This is a genomic window from Sphingopyxis granuli (genome assembly GCF_001559015.1).
Taxonomy (GTDB): Bacteria; Pseudomonadota; Alphaproteobacteria; order Sphingomonadales; family Sphingomonadaceae; genus Sphingopyxis; species Sphingopyxis granuli.
This window is the reverse complement of sequence record NZ_CP012199.1, coordinates 1,718,710-1,740,236: the sequence shown is the minus strand read 5'-3', so window position 1 is coordinate 1,740,236 and position 21,527 is coordinate 1,718,710. Positions and strand designations below refer to the sequence as shown.

Genomic DNA, 21,527 nt, shown 5'->3' with positions numbered 1-21,527 from the left:
TCTATCCTTCTGCGCGCGCGATCGCGACGGGTCGGAATACTGGCAGGCGAAAATCTTCGGAGATCGGCTCGAAATCCAGCGTGACCGGCAGATCGAGCTCAAGCTCGTCGAGCGCGCAATCGACCAGCCGGGTTGCCATGCGCACTCCCTCCTCCAGTTCCACCACCGCAGCGATGAAGGGAATCTCGCCGGCGAAGGCGGGATGCAGTGCCTGATGGGTCACCGTCCAGGAAAACAGCGTGCCATTGCCGGTGCTACGCTCCCACGACCATTCAGGAGAACCGCATCGGGCGCACATATAGCGCGGCAAATGCCGAAAACTGCCGCATCCTTCGCACTGCTGGAAGTAAAGGTTGCCGTCCTGACACCGGTTCCAGAATTCCTGCTCCACCGGATCCTGCGGGCGCGGCTTTGGCTTGGCTGGTGCGGCCTGCGCCGAGGGGCGCATCTTGGGCGGCAGATCTTTCTCGTCGCTCACGCAAACCTCCTCAAAATCGCTATACTGCCGTCACCCAGATCGCCCCAGCCGGTCACCAGGCCGGTCTGGGCGCCTTCGACCTGCCGCTCCCCACAATCGTGGCGCAACTGACGCACCGCCTCGACGACATGGTTCAGTCCCCAAATATGGGCCTCGCTCAGCAGGCCGCCATGGGTGTTGACGGGATAGCGCCCGCCCAGCTCGATCTGGCCATTCGCGACGAACTCTGCCTGTCCACCTGGTTCGCAATAGCCCAGGGCCTCCAGCTGCAGGAGAACCACGTAGGTGAAGCAGTCGTAGATCTGCAGAAAATCCATGTCTTCGCGATCGACCCCCGCCATTTCGAACGCGCGCGGCGCGGCGTAGCTCAGGCCGATCTTGAAGGGGTCGGGACGCGAAGGGATATCGTCGGCGGGGTAAGGATGCCCTTCAGCCGCACCGGCGATGCTCACGGGAACATGCGGCATGTCCCTGGCGCGGTCCATTCGCGAAACCACGACTGCGCATGCCCCGTCAGTCTCCAGACAGCAATCGTAGAGGCGAAAGGGTTCGGATATCCAGCGCGCGGAATGGTAGGTTTCGGCATCCAGTTCCCGGCCATGAGTGAAGGCCTGCGGATTCATCTGCGCATGGCGACGGCACGCCAGTGCAACGGCCGCCATCGCTTCCGGGCCGATATCGTAAATTCGGGAGTGCCGGGTGGCGAGCCAGGCATACATCTGCACCGGCAGGAACACGCCATACGGAATGTAATAGCCTTGGATCGTATTCGTCAGGGTGTTCATGTTCATCGGCCGCGTCGGCGGTGCGCCAGGCTTGGGCCGCAAGGCGGAATAACCGTTCCACCCGAGCGTCACCAGCACATGGTCGCATAAGCCGCTGGCAATTGCCATCGCGGCGTTCTGGAGTGCCGTGGTAGGGCTCGCCCCGCCCATGTGGACCGTAGAGGCATAGCGCAGAACTTCGATACCGAGGTTAGCCGCCATCTCTTCCGAGGTGGTGTAGATCGGCGGAGGAACCATGCCGTCGATATCCGACGGCTTCAGCCCTGCATCTGCTATGGCTTTGCGCGATGCTTCCAGCATCATGTCGACCGCGGTTTTCTCGGTGCCTTTCACGAAAGCGGTTTCGCCCACTCCGGTGATGGCCGATTTGTCGCTTAAGCTCATGCCTGCCTGACCGCCTGGTAATCGCGTTCGAGCTGTTCGGAAAGAGCGCGCACCCTCTGATAGGTCTCCGGCGGACGCAGTCGCAACTCGCGGCGGGCATCCTCCAACGGACGATCGAGATTTTCTTCCCAGTAGAAGGTGGTCAGATCGGCTGCAGCCCGGCCCCGGCGCCACGCTTCAAATGCAGCGCGCGCCACTGGCAACTTGGCAGCTTCCAGTTTCATCTTGGGAATGCCGACGCCCACGATGAAAGCGATCCCGTGATTATAGAATTGCGCGTTTCCGAAGGACAGCACGCACAATTCGCCCAGTGCGTCCCTGCCGTATCCGGTGACGACGTGAAACAGGTCATGCGAATCGCGAAGGCGCCGACGATAGAGGGAAACATCGGGGTCGCCGAAGTCCTCCAGACCTCCGGCCTCGCTGGCTTCCGCCAGACCTTCTGCTGTCAGACCCTCCCCGTAAACAAAATCGAGGTAGGCTCGGCCAAGCGTGCCAGACGCACAGGTCGCAAGGCGTTTGCGATCGCACAAGGTTTCAAGCAGGTCGGCCCGGTCGGAAGCGATGCGCCGCCCATCGCTCGACTTCATGAAGAGATTGAAATTCCGATAATAGGAATTGCCCGACAATGCCTTGACGATACGGAACACCTGCGCCGTATCCTCCTTGTCTGCAATCAGCTGCCTCATCGCCCCCAGCGCCTTCAGCGGCTCTACGGGGCGGCGCAATTCATGACCTTTGGCGTAAGCCATCTTCTTGCCTCCTGCGCTTCACTTGTAGGTACCGGCGGACGCCAACGCCTTCTCGGCTCCATCGACCAGGTCGCGCATCACTTCGGCGGCAGGTCGGATCGAATCGATCAGGCCGATGCCTTGCCCCGCGAAGCCGGGGATGACATCCTTGCGCTCTGCCTTGATCCCGGAGGCCATGACCGGGCCGGAGATCATCGACTGATAGGGCATCGGCAGAGGTTCCTTTCCGGCCTGCACCCAGGCGTCGGCCCATTTGTTACGGATCATGCGCGCCGGTTTGCCGGTAAGCGATCGACTAACGACCGTATCGGCATCGCCGCTTTCGGTGATCGCCTCTTTCTGGAAGCGCTCGATGCCCGCTTCCTCGGTCGCGAGAAATGCCGTGCCGACCCACGCGCCCTCTGCCCCCAGCATCATCGCAGCGGCAACACCCCGGCCATCCGAGATACCGCCGGCCCCAAGGACAGGAACACGATCGCCAACGGCGTCGACCACCTGGGGAATCAAGGAAATAGTCCCGATCGGCGAGTTGTGACCTCCGCCATCGTGCCCTTGCGCGACGATCATGTCGATGCCCGACCCGACGACCTGTTCGGCGTGCTTGACCTTGCCGATCACCGCCATGACCTTGGTGCCATTGGCATGGAGCCGATCCATCCACGGTTCAGGATTGCCAAGGCCGGCAGCATAAACCGGCACCTTTTCCTCGATCACCACTTCCATCTGCGCCTCAAAGAATTCCTTCGAGAACAACTGCGGGCCGCCCTTGCCCATTTCAGGCGCGCCCGCCGCCCGCATGGCGGCGGCAGCATCGACCTCCGGAAGCTCTTCACGATCCATGAAGTCGCGCGCGAACTGCTGATATTCACCCATCAGATCCATGGGATTTTGGGGTGCAGCACCGCTTTGAGGGGCAGAGCCGCGCCTGACCGACGCGGGGAGCAGCGTATCGACACCGAAAGGTTTGTCGGTCAATTCCCGGGTCTGGCGAATCCAGTCACGCAACTGATCGGGCGAACACGCCGCGGCACCCAGGACCCCGAGCCCGCCGGCATTCGAAACCGCAGCCGCCAGCGCCGGAACGCTCGCTCCGCCCATCCCGGCAAGCAGGATCGGGTACCGGATCCCCAGCATTTCGCATATTCGGCTCTTCAACGCCATTCTTCCTCTCCAGCCACTTGCCTAAACGCACACTCAAACTATTGAAAATTCTACAGCTGCCCCCATCGCACCCGCTGCGAGACCAGCTCGGGACTGCGCTCCGAAAGATAGACGGCAGAGCCGGCCACCAACCGGCTCATTGCTTGACGGGCCGCGGCGCTGTCGCCAGTCCGCACTGCCTCGAGCACCCGCACCAGAAACTTCATCTGCACCGCCCGTTCCTGTGCCGAATATCCCAGCGAATGGGAAAACTCGCGGGTCAACAGATGCATCGCAGAGGTCAGCAAACCGAACAGCGGATTGCCGCTCGCCCAACCCAACAAGTCGTGAAATCTGCGATTAAGTTCCTCGAATTGATCAGAGGCTTCATGATGCCTCAATTCCGCCAGACACCCTGCCAACGCGCTGAGATCAGCGGTAGTTGCACGCTGGGCTGCATACCCTGCGACATCGGGAGCAATTGCTTCGCGCAATTCAAGCAAACCACGCAAATCGGCTTCCATGAAATGCAGAATCAATGACAAACTGCTTGCAAAATCGCCGGTCTGCGGACGGGCTACGACGGGACCTCCACCACGGCCGAGCTGGAGATGGATGACCCCTTGCAATTCCAGGAACCGCAAAGCCTCCCGCAAAGTTGCGCGCGCAACCTCGTAACGCGCGAGCATTTCATCCTCGCGCGGAAGCCTGTCACCCGGGTTATGGCGACCCGCCTCGATGTCCCGCACGATGCTTTGCGCAAGAGAAAGGGCACGCTTGGCCTTCTTCACCGCTGGCATCCGCCACTCATCAGCACACCCGCACCTCTCGAATAAACAGTATAAGGATATTAGCCAACCTTCGCTGGATCGGCACACTATCCGATGGGATTGGTGTCTGCAAGGGACTAAAAGAGTATACGATTTATTGACTGCACGAGATTTCTCGCTTATGGAGGACTGAAGGCCGATCAGGCCTGAGATGTAGAAGGAATAGTTCTTATGGACAGCCAGATCGCCGAGCCGGATGCCGCGGCGAGGATCGCGTCAATTCCGATCGAGGAAATCGACGTGGCCCGGCCAAGCCTGTTTCAGAACGATACCATCGGTCTATTTTTTGACAGGTTGCGCGCCGAAGAACCTGTGCACTACTGCCGCGAGAGCTATGTCGGCCCTTACTGGTCCATTACCAAGTTCGACGACATCATGGCGGTGGACACCAATCATAAGGTCTTCTCTTCGGAAGCGAAGCTAGGCGGAATTGCAATCCAGGACATGCATTCGGTGGAAGGCGCGCTCGAACTTGAAATGTTCATAGCGATGGACCCGCCCAAGCACGATCAGCAGCGCAAGGCGGTGACTCCGGCAGTGGCTCCGTCCAACCTGCAACTGCTCGAGCCGATCATCCGCAAGCGCGCGGGAGAGATTCTCGATGAACTCCCGATTGGCGAAGATTTCGACTGGGTGGATAAGGTTGCGATCGAGTTGACGACGATGACGCTGGCAACCTTGTTTGATTTCCCTTGGGAGGAGCGGCGCAAGCTGACGCGCTGGTCCGATGTAGCAACTGCGGCACCTGAAACCGGGATCGTCGAATCCTACGAGGCGCGGCGCGAAGAACTCATCGGTTGCGCGATGTATTTCAAGACTCTGTGGGACGAACGGATAAACGAGGAGCCGAAGAACGACCTCATCTCGATGATGGCTCATTCTCCCGCCACGCGCGACATGCCGTTCCTCGAGTTTCTCGGCAATCTTATGCTGCTGATCGTCGGTGGAAACGACACAACACGCAATTCCATCAGCGGCGGCGTGCTCGCCTTGAACCAAAGCCCGGACGAGTACGCGAAACTCGACGCGGATCCTTCGCTCATTAGCAAAATGGTTCCGGAAATCATCCGTTGGCAGACCCCCCTCACTCATATGCGCCGCACCGCGCTGGAAGATTGGGAGATCGGCGGCAAACAGATCAAGAAGGGCGACAAGGTGGTGATGTGGTACCTGTCAGGCAACCGCGACGAGAGTGCTATCGAGCGCGCGGACCAGTTCATCATCGACCGCAAAAATCCGCGCCATCACCTCTCATTCGGCTATGGCATTCACCGCTGCATGGGAAACCGGCTCGCGGAACTGCAGCTGCGGATCATCTGGGAAGAAATTCACAAGCGCTTTTCCCGGGTCGAGGTTACAGGTGAACCAGAGCGTCTTTTTTCAAACCTCGTCCGCGGAATCACCAGGCTGCCGGTGCGGCTCCGCGCCCGCTGACTCTCGAGATCGAAATGCGGAGTTCAAGATGATCAAAATTACGTTCGTGGCTAGCGATGGTGAGCGACGGGAGGTCGAAATAGAAGAAGGCGAGACAGCCAGGGAAGCGGCGCTATACAATGACGTGCCGGGTATCGATGGCGATTGCGGAGGGGTATGTGCTTGCGCGACCTGTCATGTGCATGTCGATCCCGAATGGATCGACAAGGTGGGTCGGCTTATGCATGATGGAATGGAGGCCGACCTCTTGCAGTTCGCCGAAGGCACCACTGAATACAGTCGCCTTGCCTGCCAGATTCCGATGAAGCCGATGCTGGATGGATTGGTTCTTCACCTACCCGAACAACAATACTGACGGAGGGATTTTCGTCCCCGTAGCCTACATTCTTATCTGTCTTTCCTCGATTCTTTGAGAAAACGCCCATGGCCACACAAATTGAGCCCGCAACCCAGACCGACGAAAACGCCTTCCGCGCGGAAGTGCAGCAGTTTCTGGCGGACAATTTTCCCGCCGAACTCAAGGGCCAGTCCAACGCACTAGCCGGCGTGGACGGCCCCACCAACGAAACGCCGACGCAGACCAAGTGGCGCGAAGCCGTGGGCGCGCGCGGCTGGGGCACCCCCACCTGGCCGAAGGAATACGGCGGCGGCGGCCTCACCAAGGCGCAGGCGAAGATCATCGACCAAGAATTCGCCAAGGCGGGTGCCTACAACCCGATCGGCGGCATGGGCGTCATGATGTTCGGCCCGACGCTGCTCGAATACGGCAACGAGGCACAGAAGCAGGAGCATATTCCGCCGATCTGCCGCGGCGAAATCCGCTGGTGCCAGGGCTATTCGGAACCCAATGCCGGTTCCGACCTCGCCAACCTCCAGACCTTTGCCGAGGACAAGGGGGACCACTACCTCGTCAACGGCCAGAAGACCTGGACCAGCGGCGGCCAATGGGCCGACAAGTGCTTTGCAATTGTGCGAACCGACAAGAGCGACAAGCACAGGGGCATCAGCTTCATGCTGATCGACATGGACACGCCCGGTGTCGAGGTTCGCCCGATCACCATGATCAGCGGGACCAGCCCGTTCTGCGAAACCTTTTTCACCGACGTGAAGGTGCCCAAGGAAAACCTCGTCGGCGAGGAAGGCCAGGGCTGGACCATCGGCAAGCGCCTGCTGCAGCACGAGCGCACCAACATCTCGGGCGGCGGCAGCCTCGCCCGTCTGATGGGCCAGAGCCTTGGCGATATCGCCAAGAAGTACCAGCCGACGGGCGCCGACGGCGAACTCGCCGATGCGGTGCTGCGCGACAAGATCGCCGATTTCGAGATCCGCTGGAACAGCTTCCTGCTCACTGCGCGCCGCGCGATGGAGGAAAGCAAGGCGGCTGGCGGCGTCTCCGAAATCAGCTCGGTGCTCAAGAAGCTCGGCACCAAGCTGAGCCAGGAACGCAGCGAATTGCTGATCGAAATCCGCGGCCTGCAGGGCCTCGGCTGGGAAGGCGACGGCTTTTCGGACGGGGAGCTCGAGGCCGTGCGGGCGTGGCTCTTCGGCAAGGCGACCACGATCTACGGCGGCTCGACCGAAATCCAGAACAACATCATCGCCAAGCGCGTGCTCGGCATGCTCGACCACCAGTAAGAGAGGGGAGCAAGGACAATGGCCGTTCTCAACGAAGAACAGGAAATGCTGCGCGACATGGCGCGCGAATGGACCGTCAACGAAAGCCCGGTCACCGAATTCCGCAAGGTCCGCGCCAGCGGCGAGCCCGAAGCCTTCAACCGCGACGCCTATGCGACGATGGCGCAGATGGGCTGGGCCGGGGTCATCATCCCCGAAGAGCACGGCGGTTCGGACTTCGGCTTCCTGTCCGCGGGCCTCGTCGTCGAGGAGCTCGGCAAGACGCTCACCGCGAGCCCGCTGGTGATGAACACCGTCGCGGCGAGCGCGATCGTTCTGGGCGGCAGCGACGAGCAGAAGGCAAAGTGGCTGCCCAGGCTGGCGAGCGGCGAGGCCATCGCCACCCTCGCCATCGACGAAGGGCCGAGCCACGATCCTGCGAAGATCGAGACCAGTGTGTCCGACGGCAAGCTGAGCGGCACCAAGGCCTTCGTCCATGAAGCGCATGGCGCGGACCTGTTCGTCGTTGCGGCCAAGGACGGGCTCTACCTGGTCGAGAAAGGCGACGGCGTCGCGCTCACCACCCGCAAGCTGACCGACCAGCGCAGCCATGCCGACGTCACCTTCGACGGCGCGGCGGCGGAGAGGCTCGCCAATGGCGGTGACAGCCTGCTCGATGACGTGCTCGACCGCGCGCGCGTGCTCACGGCGGCCGAAATGCTCGGCATGGCGCAGCAAGTGTTCGACGACACGCTCGACTATCTGAAGCAGCGCGTGCAGTTCAACCAGGTGCTGGCGAGCTTCCAGGCGCTGCAGCACCGCATGGCGGACCTCTTTGCCGACCTCGCGCAGATGCGTTCGGCGGTCGAGGCGGGCCTCCAGGCCGTCGACGGCGGCTTCGGCGTCGCGCGTGCGGCGACCATTGCCAAGGCGGAGGCCAACCGCGTGATGCACAAGATGGCGAACGAAGGCATCCAGCTCCACGGCGGCATCGGCATGACCGACGAATACGACGTCGGCTTCTACCTCAAGCGCGCCCGCGTGCTCGAAGCGAGCTTCGGTTCGTCGAGCTGGTTAAAGGACCGTTTTTCCAAGCTTTCTGGCTACTAGAAACCTGCATGTAGTAACCTGCATGGCATTTTTGCCACATGCTTGTCGACAATGTGAAATAATCCGTCAATTCATCTACCAAGTCTTGAAATTAAACGCGCTTATCGGCATCGTTTCTAACATCGACTAGTGCCTAGGATGGGGCACATTCTTAGAGGAGAGGCACATGAAAAGATTTCCATCACGCCACCATTGCGCCCTTGGTGCATTGGCAGCGGCACTTGCCTTCACACCGACAGCCGCCTTCGCCCAGGATGTTGGCGAACCCGATGCGGATCTGGTTGAAGGGGCCGATGTCGAAGACCAAAACGTAATCATTGTTACCGCGCAAGGGCGATCGCAGGTCTTGGCGGATGTTCCAGTCGCCGTGTCAGCTGTTTCCGGAGAAACCCTCCAGAATTCGGGCGCCAGCGACATACGTGAGCTGAACCAGGTTGCACCGTCCCTGCTGGTGTCTTCCACCGGCAACGAAGCTAACGGTTCCGCGCGTATTCGCGGTATCGGCACGGTCGGCGACAACCCTGGTCTGGAAAGTTCGGTCGCGGTTTTCGTCGATGGAGTCTATCGCTCTCGTTCGGGAAGCGCCCTGAGTGAGCTCGGCCCTATCGACAGGGTCGAGATACTTCGCGGTCCCCAAGGTACTTTGGGCGGGCGGAACTCGTCGGCAGGCCTGATCAATATCTATACCGCACCGCCCGAGTTCGATTTCAGCGCATACGGGGCCTTCACTTATGGCAACTATGATGCGATCCGCGTCGAAGGCGGCATAAACGCTCCGCTTGGCGACAGAGTAGCTGCGCGCGTTGACGGCGTGTATTTTGAGCGCGACGGCTTCTACAACGATATTACCAATCGTGGGACGATCAACAATCGCGATCGTTATCTGGTCCGCGGTCAGCTCCTGTTCGAACCTAACGACGACCTGTCCATTCGCCTTGTCGGGGATTATTCCAAAAAGGACGAAGCGTGCTGTGCCGCGACGTTCGTCCAGCCCGAGTTTGCTCCGCTTGCACGGATCAGCGCTGGATTTGATCCCTTTACGAGGCCATCGGATGGGGCCGCCCTGACGAGTACCGCAAATCCGATCGTTCCCGTGTTGCTTGCGCTTGGGCAGGATCCGCGTGCCCTCACCCAAGACACATTCAACCGCGACCTGTACCCTACGCCAGGCAGAAGCTATGAAGGCGAAACCGAAGACTACGGTATTTCGGCTGAGATCAATTGGGATTTCGGGAACGTCACGTTGACGTCTATCACGGGCTACCGTGAATATGCCAACAGCCAGGGATCTGACACCGATTACACTACTGTCGATATTCTCTACCGCGCTCCGACCGAGAATGCTCTTGCTCGAGACTTTGAAACATTCACTCAGGAACTGCGCCTTACCGGTGAGGCCTTCGATGGCAAACTGGATTGGTTGATCGGCGCGTATTACGCCAATGAAGAACTGCAGGTGCGTGATAATCTGCGGTTCGGCACCCAGTACGGCAATTTCGTAGCGTGCCGCATCGCGATCGCGATCAATCCGGCTTTGGTCAATCCGGGGGCTTCCAATTGCCTGGGTGCCAACGTGGCGGCATTGGACGGTACGCTGACCGGAAGCCCGGCATTCGGCGCTGCAACCCCGGCGATCCTCGCAGGTATCAACAACCTTGCAAGCATCAGCGATTTGGGAACGGTCAGCGAGGTCTACAATCAGACGAGTGAGAACTTCGCGTTCTTCACGCATAATATCTTTGCGATCACGGATACGCTCGATTTGACGCTGGGGCTTCGTTATACGAACGAAACCAAGGACTTCGACGCAACTTTCCGCAACGACAACACGGTTTGTCCGACAAACCGCAATCTGCTCGGAGGCTTTCTGGGTGTTCCGACTTTGGCACCTCTGGCCGGTGGTATCATCAGCCTTTCCTGCCAAGGCAATTCGACATCGGAGCTCGATGGAGTTTCTCTCGAAGACTCGCGCGAAGAAGAGGAGTTTACCGGCACGGCTATCCTGAGCTGGAAGCCAACTCCCGATCTGCTAGTCTACGGTTCGTATTCACGCGGCTACAAGGCGGGCGGTTTCAACCTCGACAGGTCTGCACTGTCAAATCCGCTTGCGTTCGATCCGGCCAATATCTCGGCAGCCGCGCTGCAGTTCGATGAAGAAACAGTCGATGCATATGAGATCGGCCTCAAATACTCGACACGCGAGTTCGGGGTTAGCATTGCAGGCTTCCGGCAAGAGTTCAGTAACTTCCAGTTGAACACGTTCAATGGGGCGTTCTACATCGTGCAGACGGTCAATAGTTGCGATAGCGATCTCGGCGGGGCCGACAGGGACGCAAGCGCGACAACCGGAGCATGCTCTTCCGATGAAGTTGCACCAGGTGTGATCGCTCAAGGTGTCGAGATCGAAACCTATCTACGGCCCGCTCGTGATTTGGATATTACCCTTGGCGTCACCTATTCTGATACGAGCTTTGAAGACAATCTTATCGGGGACGATACCGGGGTACCGCTCGACCCCGCACTACGCTTGCTGCCAGGCGACAACCTGTCGAATGCACCAGAGATCGTGGCAACATCGTCGCTTACGTGGACGCCGCCAATCGGCGACAGTGGGCTCGAAGGCCTGGTCTTCGTGAACGCTCGTATGGCTGGTGATTACAACACCGGTTCCGACCTGATCTTCGGCAAGGAACAGGACAGCTTCGTCGTAGTGAACGGGCGTGTGGGTCTAACCAATATTGCGGATCGCTTCGCGATCGAGGGATGGGTCAATAATTTGTTTGACGTTGGGTATACGCAGGTGGCCTTCAACACGCCTTTCGTGGCTCCGCAACAAACGTTCTCCGCTTTTCTTGCGGAACCGCGGACTTACGGCATCACCGTGCGCGGCAAGTTTTGAACTTACTCGCTAATTGCAAGAGGGTTCGGCGCTTCGCTGTGTCGAGCCCTCTTTTTCGAACTTTTATTTGCTCACGACTAGGTGGCGTCCGAACAAAAGTTCCGTGTGCTCAATATCGTCGATGATGTGATAGGGAGAGGCCGGCAGCGGTGTTCGCTGCATGAATCCCTCTTTGCAGGGACTGACGTGACCCCCAGCTTTCGCCCAGCTGGGATTAGGGCCTAGTAGCGGCATTGTTGCGCATGAGCGCGGCTGAAGCAATGGGCTGGGTAGCGGTGCCCGTAGGGCGTAGCGAGGCAGGCCATTGGTTATTCAGTCGGGCGGCGAACGCCGCCGAGCTTGCGTAGCCGAGGGCTGAGTGTGGTCGCTCCCGAATGTAATCTTCAACCCCAACCCGAGATCTCGACGTGGCATGCGCGAGGCTGAGGAACAGCGTTTCGTTGAGCAGCTCGTCGCGCATGCGGCCGTTTGAGTAGCCCCTAGTTTTCTAGACGCCTTCGGCTTTCAAAATCTGCTGCCGTTCGAACTCGACGGGTGACAGCATCCCGTTCCTGACATGTTTGCGCACCGGGTTGTAGAACATCTCGATGTAATCGAACACGTCCTGCCGGGCTTCCTCGCGAGTTTTGTAGGTACGGCGCCGGATGCGCTCACGCTTGAGCGAGGAGAAGAAGCTCTCGGCCACGGCATTATCGTGGCAGTTGCCCCGTCGGCTCATCGAGTGCTCAAGATTGTGAGCCCGGATGAAGGCGGCCCAGTCTATGCTGGTGAACTGCGAGCCTTGGTCCGAGTGGATCAGCACCCGTTGCTTCGGTTTACGCCGCCATACCGCCATGTGCAGTGCCTGCAGCACCACATCGGTGGTCTGGCGGCTTTGGATCGACCAACCCACCACACGGCGGGAGTACAGGTCGATCACCACTGCCAGATAGGCAAAGCCTGCCAGGGTGCGGATGTAGGTGATGTCTGTTACCCAGACCCGGTCCGGCGCAGCCACGTCGAACTGGCGATCCAGAGTGTTGTCGACCACCAGGGACGGCTTGCCACCATGGCTGCCCGGCCTGCGCTTGTAGCCGATCTGTGCCTTGATGCCCGCCAGCCTGGTCAACCGGGCAACGCGGTTCGCGCAGCAGGTCTCGCCGTGATCAAGCAGGTCATCGTGCAGCTTGCGGTAGCCATAGACCTTGCCGCTGTCGTTCCACGCTTGCCGCAGCAGCTCCGTCTGCCGGGCATCTTCCCGGGCCCGCTGGCTCAGCGGGCTCTTCTGCCAAGCATAGTAGCCACTCGGCTGCACAGCGAGGCACCGGCACATTGCCCGCACGCCGAAACGATCGCGATGCTCGGCAATGAACGCGTACCTCACTTTGCATCTCGGGCGAAGTACGCGGTGGCTTTTTTAGGATGTCGCGCTCCTCCGTCACCCGGGCCAACTCGCGCTTCAACTGGCGGATCTCGGCATCCTTGCTCGCATCGCTAGACACTTGCCTGCCCAGCTGTCGCTTCCACGCATACAGCGAGTGCTGGCTGACACCGAGCCGCTGCGAAACCTCGGCTACCGGATATCCACGCTCGGTGATCTGGGCCACCGCATCGCGCTTGAACTCATCACTGAAGTTGGGCTTCCCCATCGTCGCCTCCTGTCCTCAAAATTAGGATAGAAGGCGTCCAGAAATCTAGGGGCTACTCATCCACCGCGGATTCGGCAGAGCCAGGACCGGTGCTGGCGCTCTGGTTCGCATAGCCCGCTTGCGGCCGCGTCGCCACCTGACTGCTAGTCTCTCTTACTGATATAGGCGCTGGGTCTTCTTCCGGTTGATCATGATCCCCTCCCGACGCAGCAGGAAATGCAGGCGGCGGCAGCCGAACCAGCGACGCTGGTTGGCCAGTTCGCGCAGCTTTTCGCGAAGCTCAGCGTCAACGTCCCGCGTGGAACGGTACCGCACACCCTTGCGATCGGTATCGATGACCCGGCACGCCCGCCGCTCGCTCATCCCATGGCAGTCCCGGAGATGAGCCACAGCTTCGCGCTTCGCGCCCGGCGGCAGAATTTTTTGCCAGGAGATCCTTCAGCGCCGCTTTGTCCAGCATTGCATCGGCCAGCAGACGCTTCAACCTCGCGTTGTCGCTTTCGAGTTCCTTCAGCCGCCGAGCCTCCGAAACCTCGAGCCCGCCATACTTCGACTTCCAGTTGTAGATCGTCGCTTCCGCTATACCATATCGACGGGCCAAATAGGCGGTCTTCGCTCCAGCTTCGGCCTCCTTAAGCAAGCCAATGATCTGCTTTTCGGTGAACCTCAGTCACTTCGTCTCGTCCGTCCTTCCAACAGGGCCGGTCTCTCGTCCAGATCGGAGGAAAATCAGGGGGCCACATCACACTCGGCCACAGCCTCACAGCTTCACTCAATGCAGGCGTTTCGTCCAACGTTTGCATTGCCTTACGATGGCACCCCTCATTTCGCGCGGACTACTGCGAAGCTTCAGATCGTTGTTTCAAACGCCAGCGAAATGGCAAGCCCTCGTAAGACATAGCCTGCCTTGACCGTATATTTCAGCTTGGAGGCGCTATCGAGATTAATGAGACGTCCATCATTCCTTGCTGCAATAGCTGAGTCGAGATGCGGCTCCTCCGCCCTCACCCGAGAGGCGATAATAGGGACGGAACTATTTTCACCTATCATAAATTTAGTGTCGCGCCCGGGGAGCTACCCTTCCGACTTCGGTCGGCGGCCACACAACTTTTCACGATCGCCACCACCTCGTCTAGGCACCCAAGTATCTCTCGGGGTACTGCACGGCAAAGTCCGACTGGGATTGCGCGAAATCATCTGCCAGGTCTGCCCCAAATGGGCGCGAAGATTAGCAACTGGTCCTTGTCCCGCGACTGCGGGCATATGTTCGTCAAAATCCCACCACAATTCTCGGTCGCTGATTTCGTGCGCCAGGCCAAGGGGCGCTCCTCGCGCAAAATCCAGCAGGAGTTCGAAAACATGCGCAAGCGCTACTCGGAACAGCGCTTTTGACAACGCGATTACCTCTCGACCACCTCCGGCAACTTCACCCAATGACATCTTCAAGCGCTATTTTGACCGGCGTACCCACAAAAATGGCTTCAGCCCCTCCGCTTGAAGCTACGGGCGTCAGCCGGTCAGTCATTCAGAGCGGACTACTGAGCGTGACCACGGTTGCCGGCCATTTCGATCCCCCAGCAACGACTGCTGAATCGCTGTCATCCCGAGGTAAGGAACATAATTTGAAATGCTTTATTATAATCAGTAAGATCTTCCCTGGGTTCGGATCGCGAAAGAACGTTTAGGCCAATTATCTGACCAAGAGCCATAGTAGCAATTCGACGTGCATCGACTTCGCTTTTTCCAAGTTCGATGTAGGCATCTGCAATTAACCGAATCCGTTCTTGATCGACACGTTGGGTTGTTTTTGATGCCGCTTCAGAAACCCGGGCCCATTCTTGCAGGGCCCGCTCAACCGGTCCACCAGGGACATCGTACCTTTGATTAAATGCTAAACTGAAAAAATATCTTAGACGATCAATAGGATCGCTGAAACTGCGATTGGCGGCACGACCAATTATCCTTGTTGCAGTTTCGTACCAATATGAGAGGGCATCATTCAAAAGTGCGTCTCTTCCTTTAAAATGCCAATAAAAACTACCCTTTGTAACATTTAAATCTTTAGCAAGGGATTCTATTTGAATATTAGCGACACCCACCTCGCCAATGGTTTTGAGGGTGTGTTTTAGCCATGCGTCCTTCGATAGTTGCTTAGAATCGCCACTCTTACCCTTATCGTTAAGCATATATGTCCCAATATCTAATCTCGTGCCCAGCCAAGGTTGCATGATATCCGCTGGTTCGATAGGTAAGATTACACCCAAAACGCGTTTTCGTGCAGGAGATAAACTTTAAAGCAACGCGTCGACTCACCCCACTTTGCGACGACTGCGACGAAGTCCGGTGCATTTCTAGTATTGCGCAGAATGAGCTAAGATTGCGTGAACAAGTGAATTGTTGAGGTCCGCCCGATTTGGGGCCCAGATCCCCTGTATGGTTGAGATGAGAGTAACCACTCGGCGAAGAGGGGGCACTTGCGCAATTTTTCCCATATGGTCCTTTCTGAGGCTCGAAGTTGCCGTTCTGCCTTTGTGTACCCAGTCTGTTTCAATATCCGACGGCTTTTGATCAGCTCACGAGGTCGCCTTGCCAGAGCTATGGGCAACATGGGGGCTGGCAACGGTTGGCCACTGATAGCCCGGTTGGTTTATTGGGTCCACGTGAGATAAATCAAGACGAAACGAGCTCGTTGGCGGCATACTATCGAATCGCAGGAGACTTGAAACGACTCCTGGAAACACCAACGCAATTTTTTGGAGGGATCACGCCCCGCCTTTTGTGATCATCTTTCATGAAGGTAGCTGACGAGACCCCCGGCTGTCCCCCAGTTGGGATTAGAGCCATTCGGTTGCTTATACTCCTACCGAACCTTGGACCACGCGGGCCTGGAGTTTTCCACCTGGCTCAGGTCCGGTGGGTTGGTCGCACCGGCTGAGTTTGGCAGCAAGATCGGAGGGATATTCCAGATCGCGCTGTGCGGTCGCTCTTCGTCGTAGTGTCTACGTTACGCCTCCAGCTTTTCGCAAGCACCTTGCACAGCCTTCGCTGGTTTCCGGCCTCGTCGTGGTTGAGGATGCGGTCGCCCCCGCTCAGGAGCCCAGGCTCGAACGGCTTATCGATGCGGCACCGCTCTCGCCCAGCAACAGGAAGCGGTGCGCGTTCAAGCATTCACCCGTTGCTTGCTGTTGAACGCTTCGATGAACACGTTATCTGCGGGCTTACCAGGGCGAAAGAAGTCCAAGGTAACACCGCGCTGGTAAGCCCTCCGATCCATGTCTCGCGAGATGAACTCGCTGCCATTGTCCACCCGTATCGTCTTTGGATAGTCGATCTTCTGGCAAGCCTTTTCAGGCGTTGCGACCACATCTTCCCCCGGTAGCTGAACCGCGGATCGATCACAGGTGACAGACGCGAAAACGTGTCGACTACCGTCAGGATGCGCAGTTTGCGACCAGTCGCAAGCTGGTTTTGAACAAAGAACATCGCCCACACATCGTTCGGCCGGATCGCCATCGATCGATCCTCCCGCAGCTTGGCCTTCACCCGACGCTTGGACCTCTCGTTCCTGAGCTGAAGACTTAACTCCTTGTAAAGGCGATAGGCCTTCTTCATGTTCACGCCCCAACCGTGGTGGCGAAGAATGTAGTACACGCGCCGATAGCCGTAGCGGACATGCGTCTCGCAGGTCTCCCTGATACGCTCCTTCAAAAAATGACGGATCGTTGCGGCGGAACCAGTAGTGATAGGTCGAAGGATCGAAGTGCAGTATGGCACATGCTCTGCGGATCGTCACCTGCAAGTCCTGCCGAACCTCGTCGTTGATCTCGCGCTCTCGATCCGGCCTCAGAGCTTACGCTTGATGACATCCTGATGCATCGCACGATAGAGCGTCAGGTCTGAGACGATCTGCTTCAGCTGCCGATTCTCGTCCTTGACCTCGCGCAGCCTCCGCACCTCCGACGGCAAAAGTCCGGCGTACTTCTTCTTCCAATTGAAGTACGTCGTCCGGCTTATTCCGCCTTGCGGCAGATCTCCGCCACCGGCGTCCCTTCCTCACCCTGCTTGATGACGAACGCCTTCTGCGCGTCCGTCAACTCCGATGCCTTCATGCCATAACTCCTCGGCCAGCCAAGGATATCTACGGCAGAAAAGTCTAACCGCGAATGGTCCAGGATTCAGGTGGCAGAGTAGCCCGTGCCTGGATCGAGCCGCTGCCTTGGGCGAGGACTACAATCGGGAGAGAACGCAACTGTTCTGGTGTACGCAAATCCGGCGGCGTTCGGCGCAGAACTGATAACGCAACAGCTATTCCCGCAACGCCCAACTGGCTCCGCTAAGGCGCCCAACACTTCAACCGAACACATGCGCAACGAAGCGGTTTGACTTTGATTTTTTCCCGAGCAAATTTTGGGAGCTACGTTAATCAGCATCCGGTGTATCAAATGCCGAGACAACCGTTGCGCGGCCAACCGCGTTATCGGACGGATTCAAACGAGCCAGGTTGAGTGCAGGTCAACGGGCCGACCGGCCCCGGGTATCCGGGGATCAGCCATTTCATGCTCGCCACCGGAATATGTCGCTTCGACCATTTCTTGGTTGAGGCTTTCGTTCACCTTCGCCCCATTCAACACCTTTGCGTTCAATTATAATTATCCCTAATACTTTGATATCAGTCATCGATTGGGAGAAAACGATGTAGCCATTCACAATAGTCGTCGTGAGTTTTCACTTTTTCTCACCTCTCAGAACCGATATGAGATTCTTCAGCGGCGTCTCAGAGTCAACCAGCGCCTCGACCGCGACTTCTGCCCTTGCCTCCACTAGCTTAAGGCCTTGGACGTAGTCTTTCATCGCATTTACACAGTCGAGTGCGATGACCTTACCCCGTTTTAGGTAGATCACCGAAAAGCTTCGTTTGAACGGATCACCGCGTAGAACGGTCTTGTCATGGCCTGCAGATAGGCCAGCCGTCTGTAGCCTCAAGTCGTATTGATTGGACCAAAACCAAGGGGTCGCTAAATAAGGAACTTGGCTTCCGCACAGGTTTTTCGCAACTGTATTTGCCATCCCACCGGCGTTTTGCACACTCTCAATCCGGATCATCTTACCATCGGCAAAACTGTTGGCTTGAAGGGCGACATCGCCGATGGCGTGGACATGCGGCAGACTTGTACGGCAATACTCGTCGACGGCCACGCCATTAGGCGTATCGGCGCCAGCTGCGGAAAGTTGCTCGACGACGGGAACAATGCCTATGCCGACGATGACCATGTCGCAGTGGATAACTTCACCATTATCCAACTTCACGCCGGTGGCTTTGGTACCATCCCCTTGAATGCAGTCGACCACTGTATTGAGTCGAACCTGCACACCGTGCACTCTGTGCTGTGCCTCGAAGAACCGGGAAATCGCTTCGCACGCGACGCGGGCCAATACGCGTTCCATTGCTTCGAGTAACACGACAGTGCAGCCAAGTTTGCGTAGCACGGCTGCCGCTTCTAGTCCGATATAGCCGCCGCCGATCACCACGACCCGCCTCGCTCCGTTACCGAGTTGGCCCGTGATTGCGTCAACATCCCCCTTGTCGCGCACGGAGTGGATGCCTTGGAGGTCAGCGCCTTCGCAAGTTAGCTTGCGTGGTGAGCCGCCCGCGGCCCACACCAACTCTCCATAACCAAACGTTCGGCCATCCTGCAACGCAACGGTGCGAGCATCGGCATCAACCGCGACGACTTCACTACCAAGCATCAGGCGCACCTGCTTGTCTTTCCAAAAGCTGACGGGGCGAATCAGGATGCGTTCGAACTCTTTCTCACGCGCGAGATATTCCTTAGATAGAGGTGGTCGTTCGTAGGGTGGTTCTTTGTCTCGCCCCAACATGGCTATGGTGCCTTCAAAGCCATTCTGGCGGAGCGCCAGCGCAGTCTGGGCGCCACCGTGCCCAGTACCAACAATCAGCACGTCGAAACGATCAATCAACGCCGGTCCTCCTCAATGATTGGGACGCTCGATCCCGTCTGATGCTCAAATTTCGGCATCTGGCAAAACAGCCGAGAAGTCTCGGTGCAATTGCCGGAGCTGTGGGGCTCGTCGTTTCGGTCATAGTTCATGGATGGGGCGCTTTCTGGTATTACCAGCCCCGCCTGGTCCGGACATGTAGCGCCCCTACAGCAATCACGGCAATGCGTGAGTAGACCGCCTACTCCAATGACGTGACCCCAATCGAGGTGATGCTGGAGAGTACAGCTTGACTTTAATTCAGCGTTCCCTCCAGCCGTCAGGTTAGAATCTTAATTCTACACTTGCACCTATTTCGCGTGGGCGCTCATAAATGATGTATGCCCCGAGCGGACCCGGTGAGATCTGTTGAGCCACCGCTTCATTCGTAAGGTTCTTGGAGTAAACCCGGAATGTCAGATCATCATCTGGGCTAATCCAGCCGATCTCGGCTGAAAGCAGTTCATATGAATCCTGACCGAAAATGTTGAGGTAGTCGTAATAAACCTCACTCGAATGAAACAGGTTGCCGCCGATAAATGCTTCACCCTGAAACGCATCGAAAGTGTAGCGACCACCCAGCGTCAAAGTGAATTCTGGCGTACGGACAAGTTGATTTCCTGATGCGTCAGCCGAGGCAACCATGTTTCCCCCACCGGGCTGAGGAATGAACACCTGCGCACTTTCAAATTCATCGTAGGTGGCATGCGTGTAAGCCAGGGCAGCTCTCAGATTGAGGCCTCGCGTGGGCTCTGCTGAAAGTTCAAGCTCACCGCCGTAGATTTCCGCGCTTGCAGCATTCTGAAGAACGAAGGAATTGTCCGCCGCCCGCGCGGTAACTTGCAGATTGTCATAGGTATAATAGAAGGTCGCAAGGTTTGCGCGTAGCCATGGGAATGGATCGGATTTGATGCCGAATTCCAGTGCTTCGATGGTTTCGGGTTCGACAGCAACGCTGGAAGCGCTGAACGTGTTAAACGTGCCGCTCTTAAAGCCTGTCCCATAGGTCGCATAAAGGTTCAGGTCAGGTGAAGCTTCATACTGGACAGCCACCCGATAGGTAAACTTATCGAAATCTTCTTCTGCATCGGAGAAGAGCTGATTCCCGTTAATCCGTTGAGAAAACTTTCGTGTTTCAGTGGTGAACCGCCCGCCCAGAGTTACCGAAAGCCTTGGTGCCAACTCATAGGTTCCTTCGGCGAATGCCGCTATCGAAGAGTTCTTGATTTCAGGTTCAATCGTGATCGGCGTAACAGGGGTCGCCGTATCCTGGCGATTTATTAATATGAGCGGCTGCTCGCCCTCAAGCTGGTAGTAATAAACGCCGGCAGTCCAACTTAACGGACTGGCATTGTCCGAAATCAGACGAAGTTCCTGCGTGAATGTGTCGGGCTTTACCCGCATGTTCGTTTCACCAAGGAGGATGTTGGTGGCATCGGAATCTGCGATCTGATGGACGCGCGTCTTCATATAAGAACTAGTCGATTCAAGCATAACTCCGCCCAGATCAATCTGCCCCTTCAGCGCAAGATCGAGACGGGTGAATTCCGACAAGCCCGGTGTTCCAAAGGCGAAGTTCGAGATTTCCCAAGGCTCGTCAGAGATGATCGCTCCGGCGAATTGTGCGCCACGGGTGTTGCCTTCAAAAGGCTGGGCGGTCGCCGCAGTTTCTTCGTGCGTATCGACGTAGGCAACCGTCAGAACGAACTCAGCATCGTCGCTAGGTTGAAACAACAGCTTGGATCTGATGGAAGCAATTTCGGTATCGCCGACTGTGCCGCCGCTGACCAAGTCAGTCGCGTATCCATCTTGATTTCGGTACAGTACCGCCAGATCGGCAGCGATCGAGTCTGTCAACCCGCCGGTTGCATAGGCGCGGATGTCGAAATTGTTCGAGTCTTCGCGCAGTCGGCCCCAGCTTCCCCTTACCCAGGCCCGTGGCGCGAACTGCGGATCCGGCGTCACGACGTTAACCAAACCGCCGGTCGCATTACGACCGAATACCGTACCTTGCGGTCCGCGCAATACCTCTACCCGCGAAACTTCGACGAGATCAATCTGTGTCGAATAAGGATCGCCTTGGTACACCCCATCGACATACACGGCGACGTTCGATTCATCACCCACTGAGGTGCCGCTGGATCCTACGCCACGGATACTGGGCTGCATCACGTTCTGATTGCGCCCGCCATTGAATCCGGGCACAAGCTGGTTGAGTGAACGGACCTGCTCGACGCCGGATGTCGTCAGCGCTTCGGTAGAAACTGCCGTCACCGCGACTGGCACTTCCTGCAGGCTTTCCTCACGGCGAGTGGCGGTAACGATAATCGTCCCATTGCCTTCCTCAGCCTGTGCCTCGGTCGCTCCTGCGAACTCGCCCGCTTGATCCTCAGATGCACCCTGCGCAAAAGCTGCGGCCGGGCAGAGCAAAACCGGCAGCGCAGCCACCGTTGTTAAAAAGTATACTTTCATAAAA

The 21,527-nt window shown here is 57.8% G+C and carries 15 protein-coding genes and 3 pseudogenes; 6 read left to right on the top strand and 12 right to left on the bottom strand.

From position 1 onward, the window contains the following. Position 1: 1 nt before the first annotated feature. Genes SGRAN_RS08020 through SGRAN_RS08000 form a run of 5 tightly spaced genes read right to left on the bottom strand, consistent with a single transcriptional unit; the run spans position 2 to position 4,339 of the window. The gene (locus SGRAN_RS08020) at positions 2-478 is read right to left on the bottom strand and encodes a Zn-ribbon domain-containing OB-fold protein (protein WP_006834185.1); all 477 of its coding nucleotides are present in this window, start codon (positions 476-478) and stop codon (positions 2-4) included. Next, on the bottom strand, positions 475-1,647 hold the full coding sequence (locus tag SGRAN_RS08015) for a thiolase C-terminal domain-containing protein (protein WP_067182393.1): 1,173 nt from the start codon (positions 1,645-1,647) through the stop codon (positions 475-477). The genes SGRAN_RS08020 and SGRAN_RS08015 overlap by 4 nt, the downstream gene beginning before the upstream one ends. Continuing rightward, the gene (locus SGRAN_RS08010) at positions 1,644-2,399 is read right to left on the bottom strand and encodes a ubiquinone biosynthesis protein COQ4 (RefSeq protein ID WP_237233938.1); all 756 of its coding nucleotides are present in this window, start codon (positions 2,397-2,399) and stop codon (positions 1,644-1,646) included. The genes SGRAN_RS08015 and SGRAN_RS08010 overlap by 4 nt, the downstream gene beginning before the upstream one ends. An 18-nt stretch (positions 2,400-2,417) precedes the next feature. Continuing rightward, a complete protein-coding gene (locus SGRAN_RS08005; RefSeq protein WP_067182388.1) occupies positions 2,418-3,560 on the bottom strand; it encodes an NAD(P)H-dependent flavin oxidoreductase in 1,143 nt (380 codons plus the stop codon). A 50-nt stretch (positions 3,561-3,610) separates the two neighbouring features. Beyond that, the gene (locus SGRAN_RS08000) at positions 3,611-4,339 is read right to left on the bottom strand and encodes a FadR/GntR family transcriptional regulator (RefSeq protein WP_011415894.1); all 729 of its coding nucleotides are present in this window, start codon (positions 4,337-4,339) and stop codon (positions 3,611-3,613) included. A gap of 201 nt (positions 4,340-4,540) precedes the next feature. On the opposite strand from SGRAN_RS08000, the gene SGRAN_RS07995 reads away from it, so the two are divergent. From SGRAN_RS07995 to SGRAN_RS07975, 5 genes are all read left to right on the top strand, one after another. Further along, positions 4,541-5,803, top strand: a complete 1,263-nt coding sequence (locus SGRAN_RS07995) for a cytochrome P450 (protein WP_006834190.1) — start codon at positions 4,541-4,543, stop codon at positions 5,801-5,803. A 28-nt stretch (positions 5,804-5,831) separates the two neighbouring features. Further along, the gene (locus tag SGRAN_RS07990; protein ID WP_006834191.1) at positions 5,832-6,158 is read left to right on the top strand and encodes a 2Fe-2S iron-sulfur cluster-binding protein; all 327 of its coding nucleotides are present in this window, start codon (positions 5,832-5,834) and stop codon (positions 6,156-6,158) included. 68 nt (positions 6,159-6,226) lie between these two features. Then, positions 6,227-7,438, top strand: coding sequence for an acyl-CoA dehydrogenase family protein (locus tag SGRAN_RS07985; RefSeq protein WP_067182385.1), 1,212 nt, complete (start codon positions 6,227-6,229; stop codon positions 7,436-7,438). An 18-nt stretch (positions 7,439-7,456) separates the two neighbouring features. Then, positions 7,457-8,527 (top strand): acyl-CoA dehydrogenase family protein, encoded by a 1,071-nt coding sequence (locus SGRAN_RS07980; RefSeq protein ID WP_067182382.1) that lies wholly within the window; start codon positions 7,457-7,459, stop codon positions 8,525-8,527. A 166-nt stretch (positions 8,528-8,693) separates the two neighbouring features. Continuing rightward, on the top strand, positions 8,694-11,426 hold the full coding sequence (locus tag SGRAN_RS07975) for a TonB-dependent receptor (RefSeq protein ID WP_067182380.1): 2,733 nt from the start codon (positions 8,694-8,696) through the stop codon (positions 11,424-11,426). Between the two features lie 214 nt (positions 11,427-11,640). Here SGRAN_RS07975 and SGRAN_RS21610 read toward each other — a convergent pair. From SGRAN_RS21610 to SGRAN_RS21605, 3 genes and pseudogenes are all read right to left on the bottom strand, one after another. Beyond that, a pseudogene (locus tag SGRAN_RS21610) lies at positions 11,641-11,895 on the bottom strand (integrase core domain-containing protein); the annotation flags it as partial. Positions 11,896-11,913: 18 nt separating this feature from the next. After that, positions 11,914-13,054 (bottom strand): IS3 family transposase gene (locus SGRAN_RS07970; protein ID WP_089213974.1). Its coding sequence is split into 2 segments (ribosomal slippage): positions 11,914-12,814 and positions 12,813-13,054, totalling 1,143 coding nucleotides; the frame shifts between segments, so codons are not numbered across the junction. Positions 13,055-13,114: 60 nt separating this feature from the next. Next, a pseudogene (locus SGRAN_RS21605) lies at positions 13,115-13,724 on the bottom strand (transposase); the annotation flags it as partial. Positions 13,725-14,269: 545 nt separating this feature from the next. On the opposite strand from SGRAN_RS21605, the gene SGRAN_RS22955 reads away from it, so the two are divergent. Next, positions 14,270-14,446, top strand: a complete 177-nt coding sequence (locus SGRAN_RS22955; protein ID WP_228766238.1) for a transposase — start codon at positions 14,270-14,272, stop codon at positions 14,444-14,446. 206 nt (positions 14,447-14,652) lie between these two features. Here the strand turns inward: SGRAN_RS22955 and SGRAN_RS21600 are convergent, their stop codons facing one another. The 4 genes and pseudogenes from SGRAN_RS21600 to SGRAN_RS07945 all read right to left on the bottom strand — a co-directional run bounded on the left by SGRAN_RS21600 (position 14,653) and on the right by SGRAN_RS07945 (position 21,523). Then, positions 14,653-15,240, bottom strand: a complete 588-nt coding sequence (locus tag SGRAN_RS21600; RefSeq protein WP_172709632.1) for a TetR/AcrR family transcriptional regulator — start codon at positions 15,238-15,240, stop codon at positions 14,653-14,655. A gap of 674 nt (positions 15,241-15,914) precedes the next feature. Then, a pseudogene (locus SGRAN_RS22945) lies at positions 15,915-17,163 on the bottom strand (IS3 family transposase). A 616-nt stretch (positions 17,164-17,779) separates the two neighbouring features. Further along, positions 17,780-19,030, bottom strand: coding sequence for an NAD(P)/FAD-dependent oxidoreductase (locus SGRAN_RS07950; RefSeq protein WP_067186978.1), 1,251 nt, complete (start codon positions 19,028-19,030; stop codon positions 17,780-17,782). Between the two features lie 306 nt (positions 19,031-19,336). Beyond that, entirely contained in the window at positions 19,337-21,523 is a 2,187-nt protein-coding gene (locus tag SGRAN_RS07945) for a TonB-dependent receptor (RefSeq protein WP_067182373.1), read from the bottom strand. Positions 21,524-21,527 lie beyond the last annotated feature (4 nt).

Bases quoted from the DNA above. Each gene is read 5' to 3' on its own strand.
- SGRAN_RS08015 (WP_067182393.1), bottom strand. From the start codon at position 1,647: ATGAGCTTAAGCGACAAATCGGCCATCACCGGAGTGGGCGAAACCGCT.
- SGRAN_RS08010 (WP_237233938.1), bottom strand. From the start codon at position 2,399: ATGGCTTACGCCAAAGGTCATGAATTGCGCCGCCCCGTAGAGCCGCTG.
- SGRAN_RS08005 (WP_067182388.1), bottom strand. From the start codon at position 3,560: ATGGCGTTGAAGAGCCGAATATGCGAAATGCTGGGGATCCGGTACCCG.
- SGRAN_RS08000 (WP_011415894.1), bottom strand. From the start codon at position 4,339: ATGCCAGCGGTGAAGAAGGCCAAGCGTGCCCTTTCTCTTGCGCAAAGC.
- SGRAN_RS07995 (WP_006834190.1), top strand. From the start codon at position 4,541: ATGGACAGCCAGATCGCCGAGCCGGATGCCGCGGCGAGGATCGCGTCA.
- SGRAN_RS07990 (WP_006834191.1), top strand. From the start codon at position 5,832: ATGATCAAAATTACGTTCGTGGCTAGCGATGGTGAGCGACGGGAGGTC.
- SGRAN_RS07985 (WP_067182385.1), top strand. From the start codon at position 6,227: ATGGCCACACAAATTGAGCCCGCAACCCAGACCGACGAAAACGCCTTC.
- SGRAN_RS07980 (WP_067182382.1), top strand. From the start codon at position 7,457: ATGGCCGTTCTCAACGAAGAACAGGAAATGCTGCGCGACATGGCGCGC.
- SGRAN_RS07975 (WP_067182380.1), top strand. From the start codon at position 8,694: ATGAAAAGATTTCCATCACGCCACCATTGCGCCCTTGGTGCATTGGCA.
- SGRAN_RS22955 (WP_228766238.1), top strand. From the start codon at position 14,270: ATGGGCGCGAAGATTAGCAACTGGTCCTTGTCCCGCGACTGCGGGCAT.
- SGRAN_RS21600 (WP_172709632.1), bottom strand. From the start codon at position 15,240: ATGCTTAACGATAAGGGTAAGAGTGGCGATTCTAAGCAACTATCGAAG.
- SGRAN_RS07945 (WP_067182373.1), bottom strand. From the start codon at position 21,523: ATGAAAGTATACTTTTTAACAACGGTGGCTGCGCTGCCGGTTTTGCTC.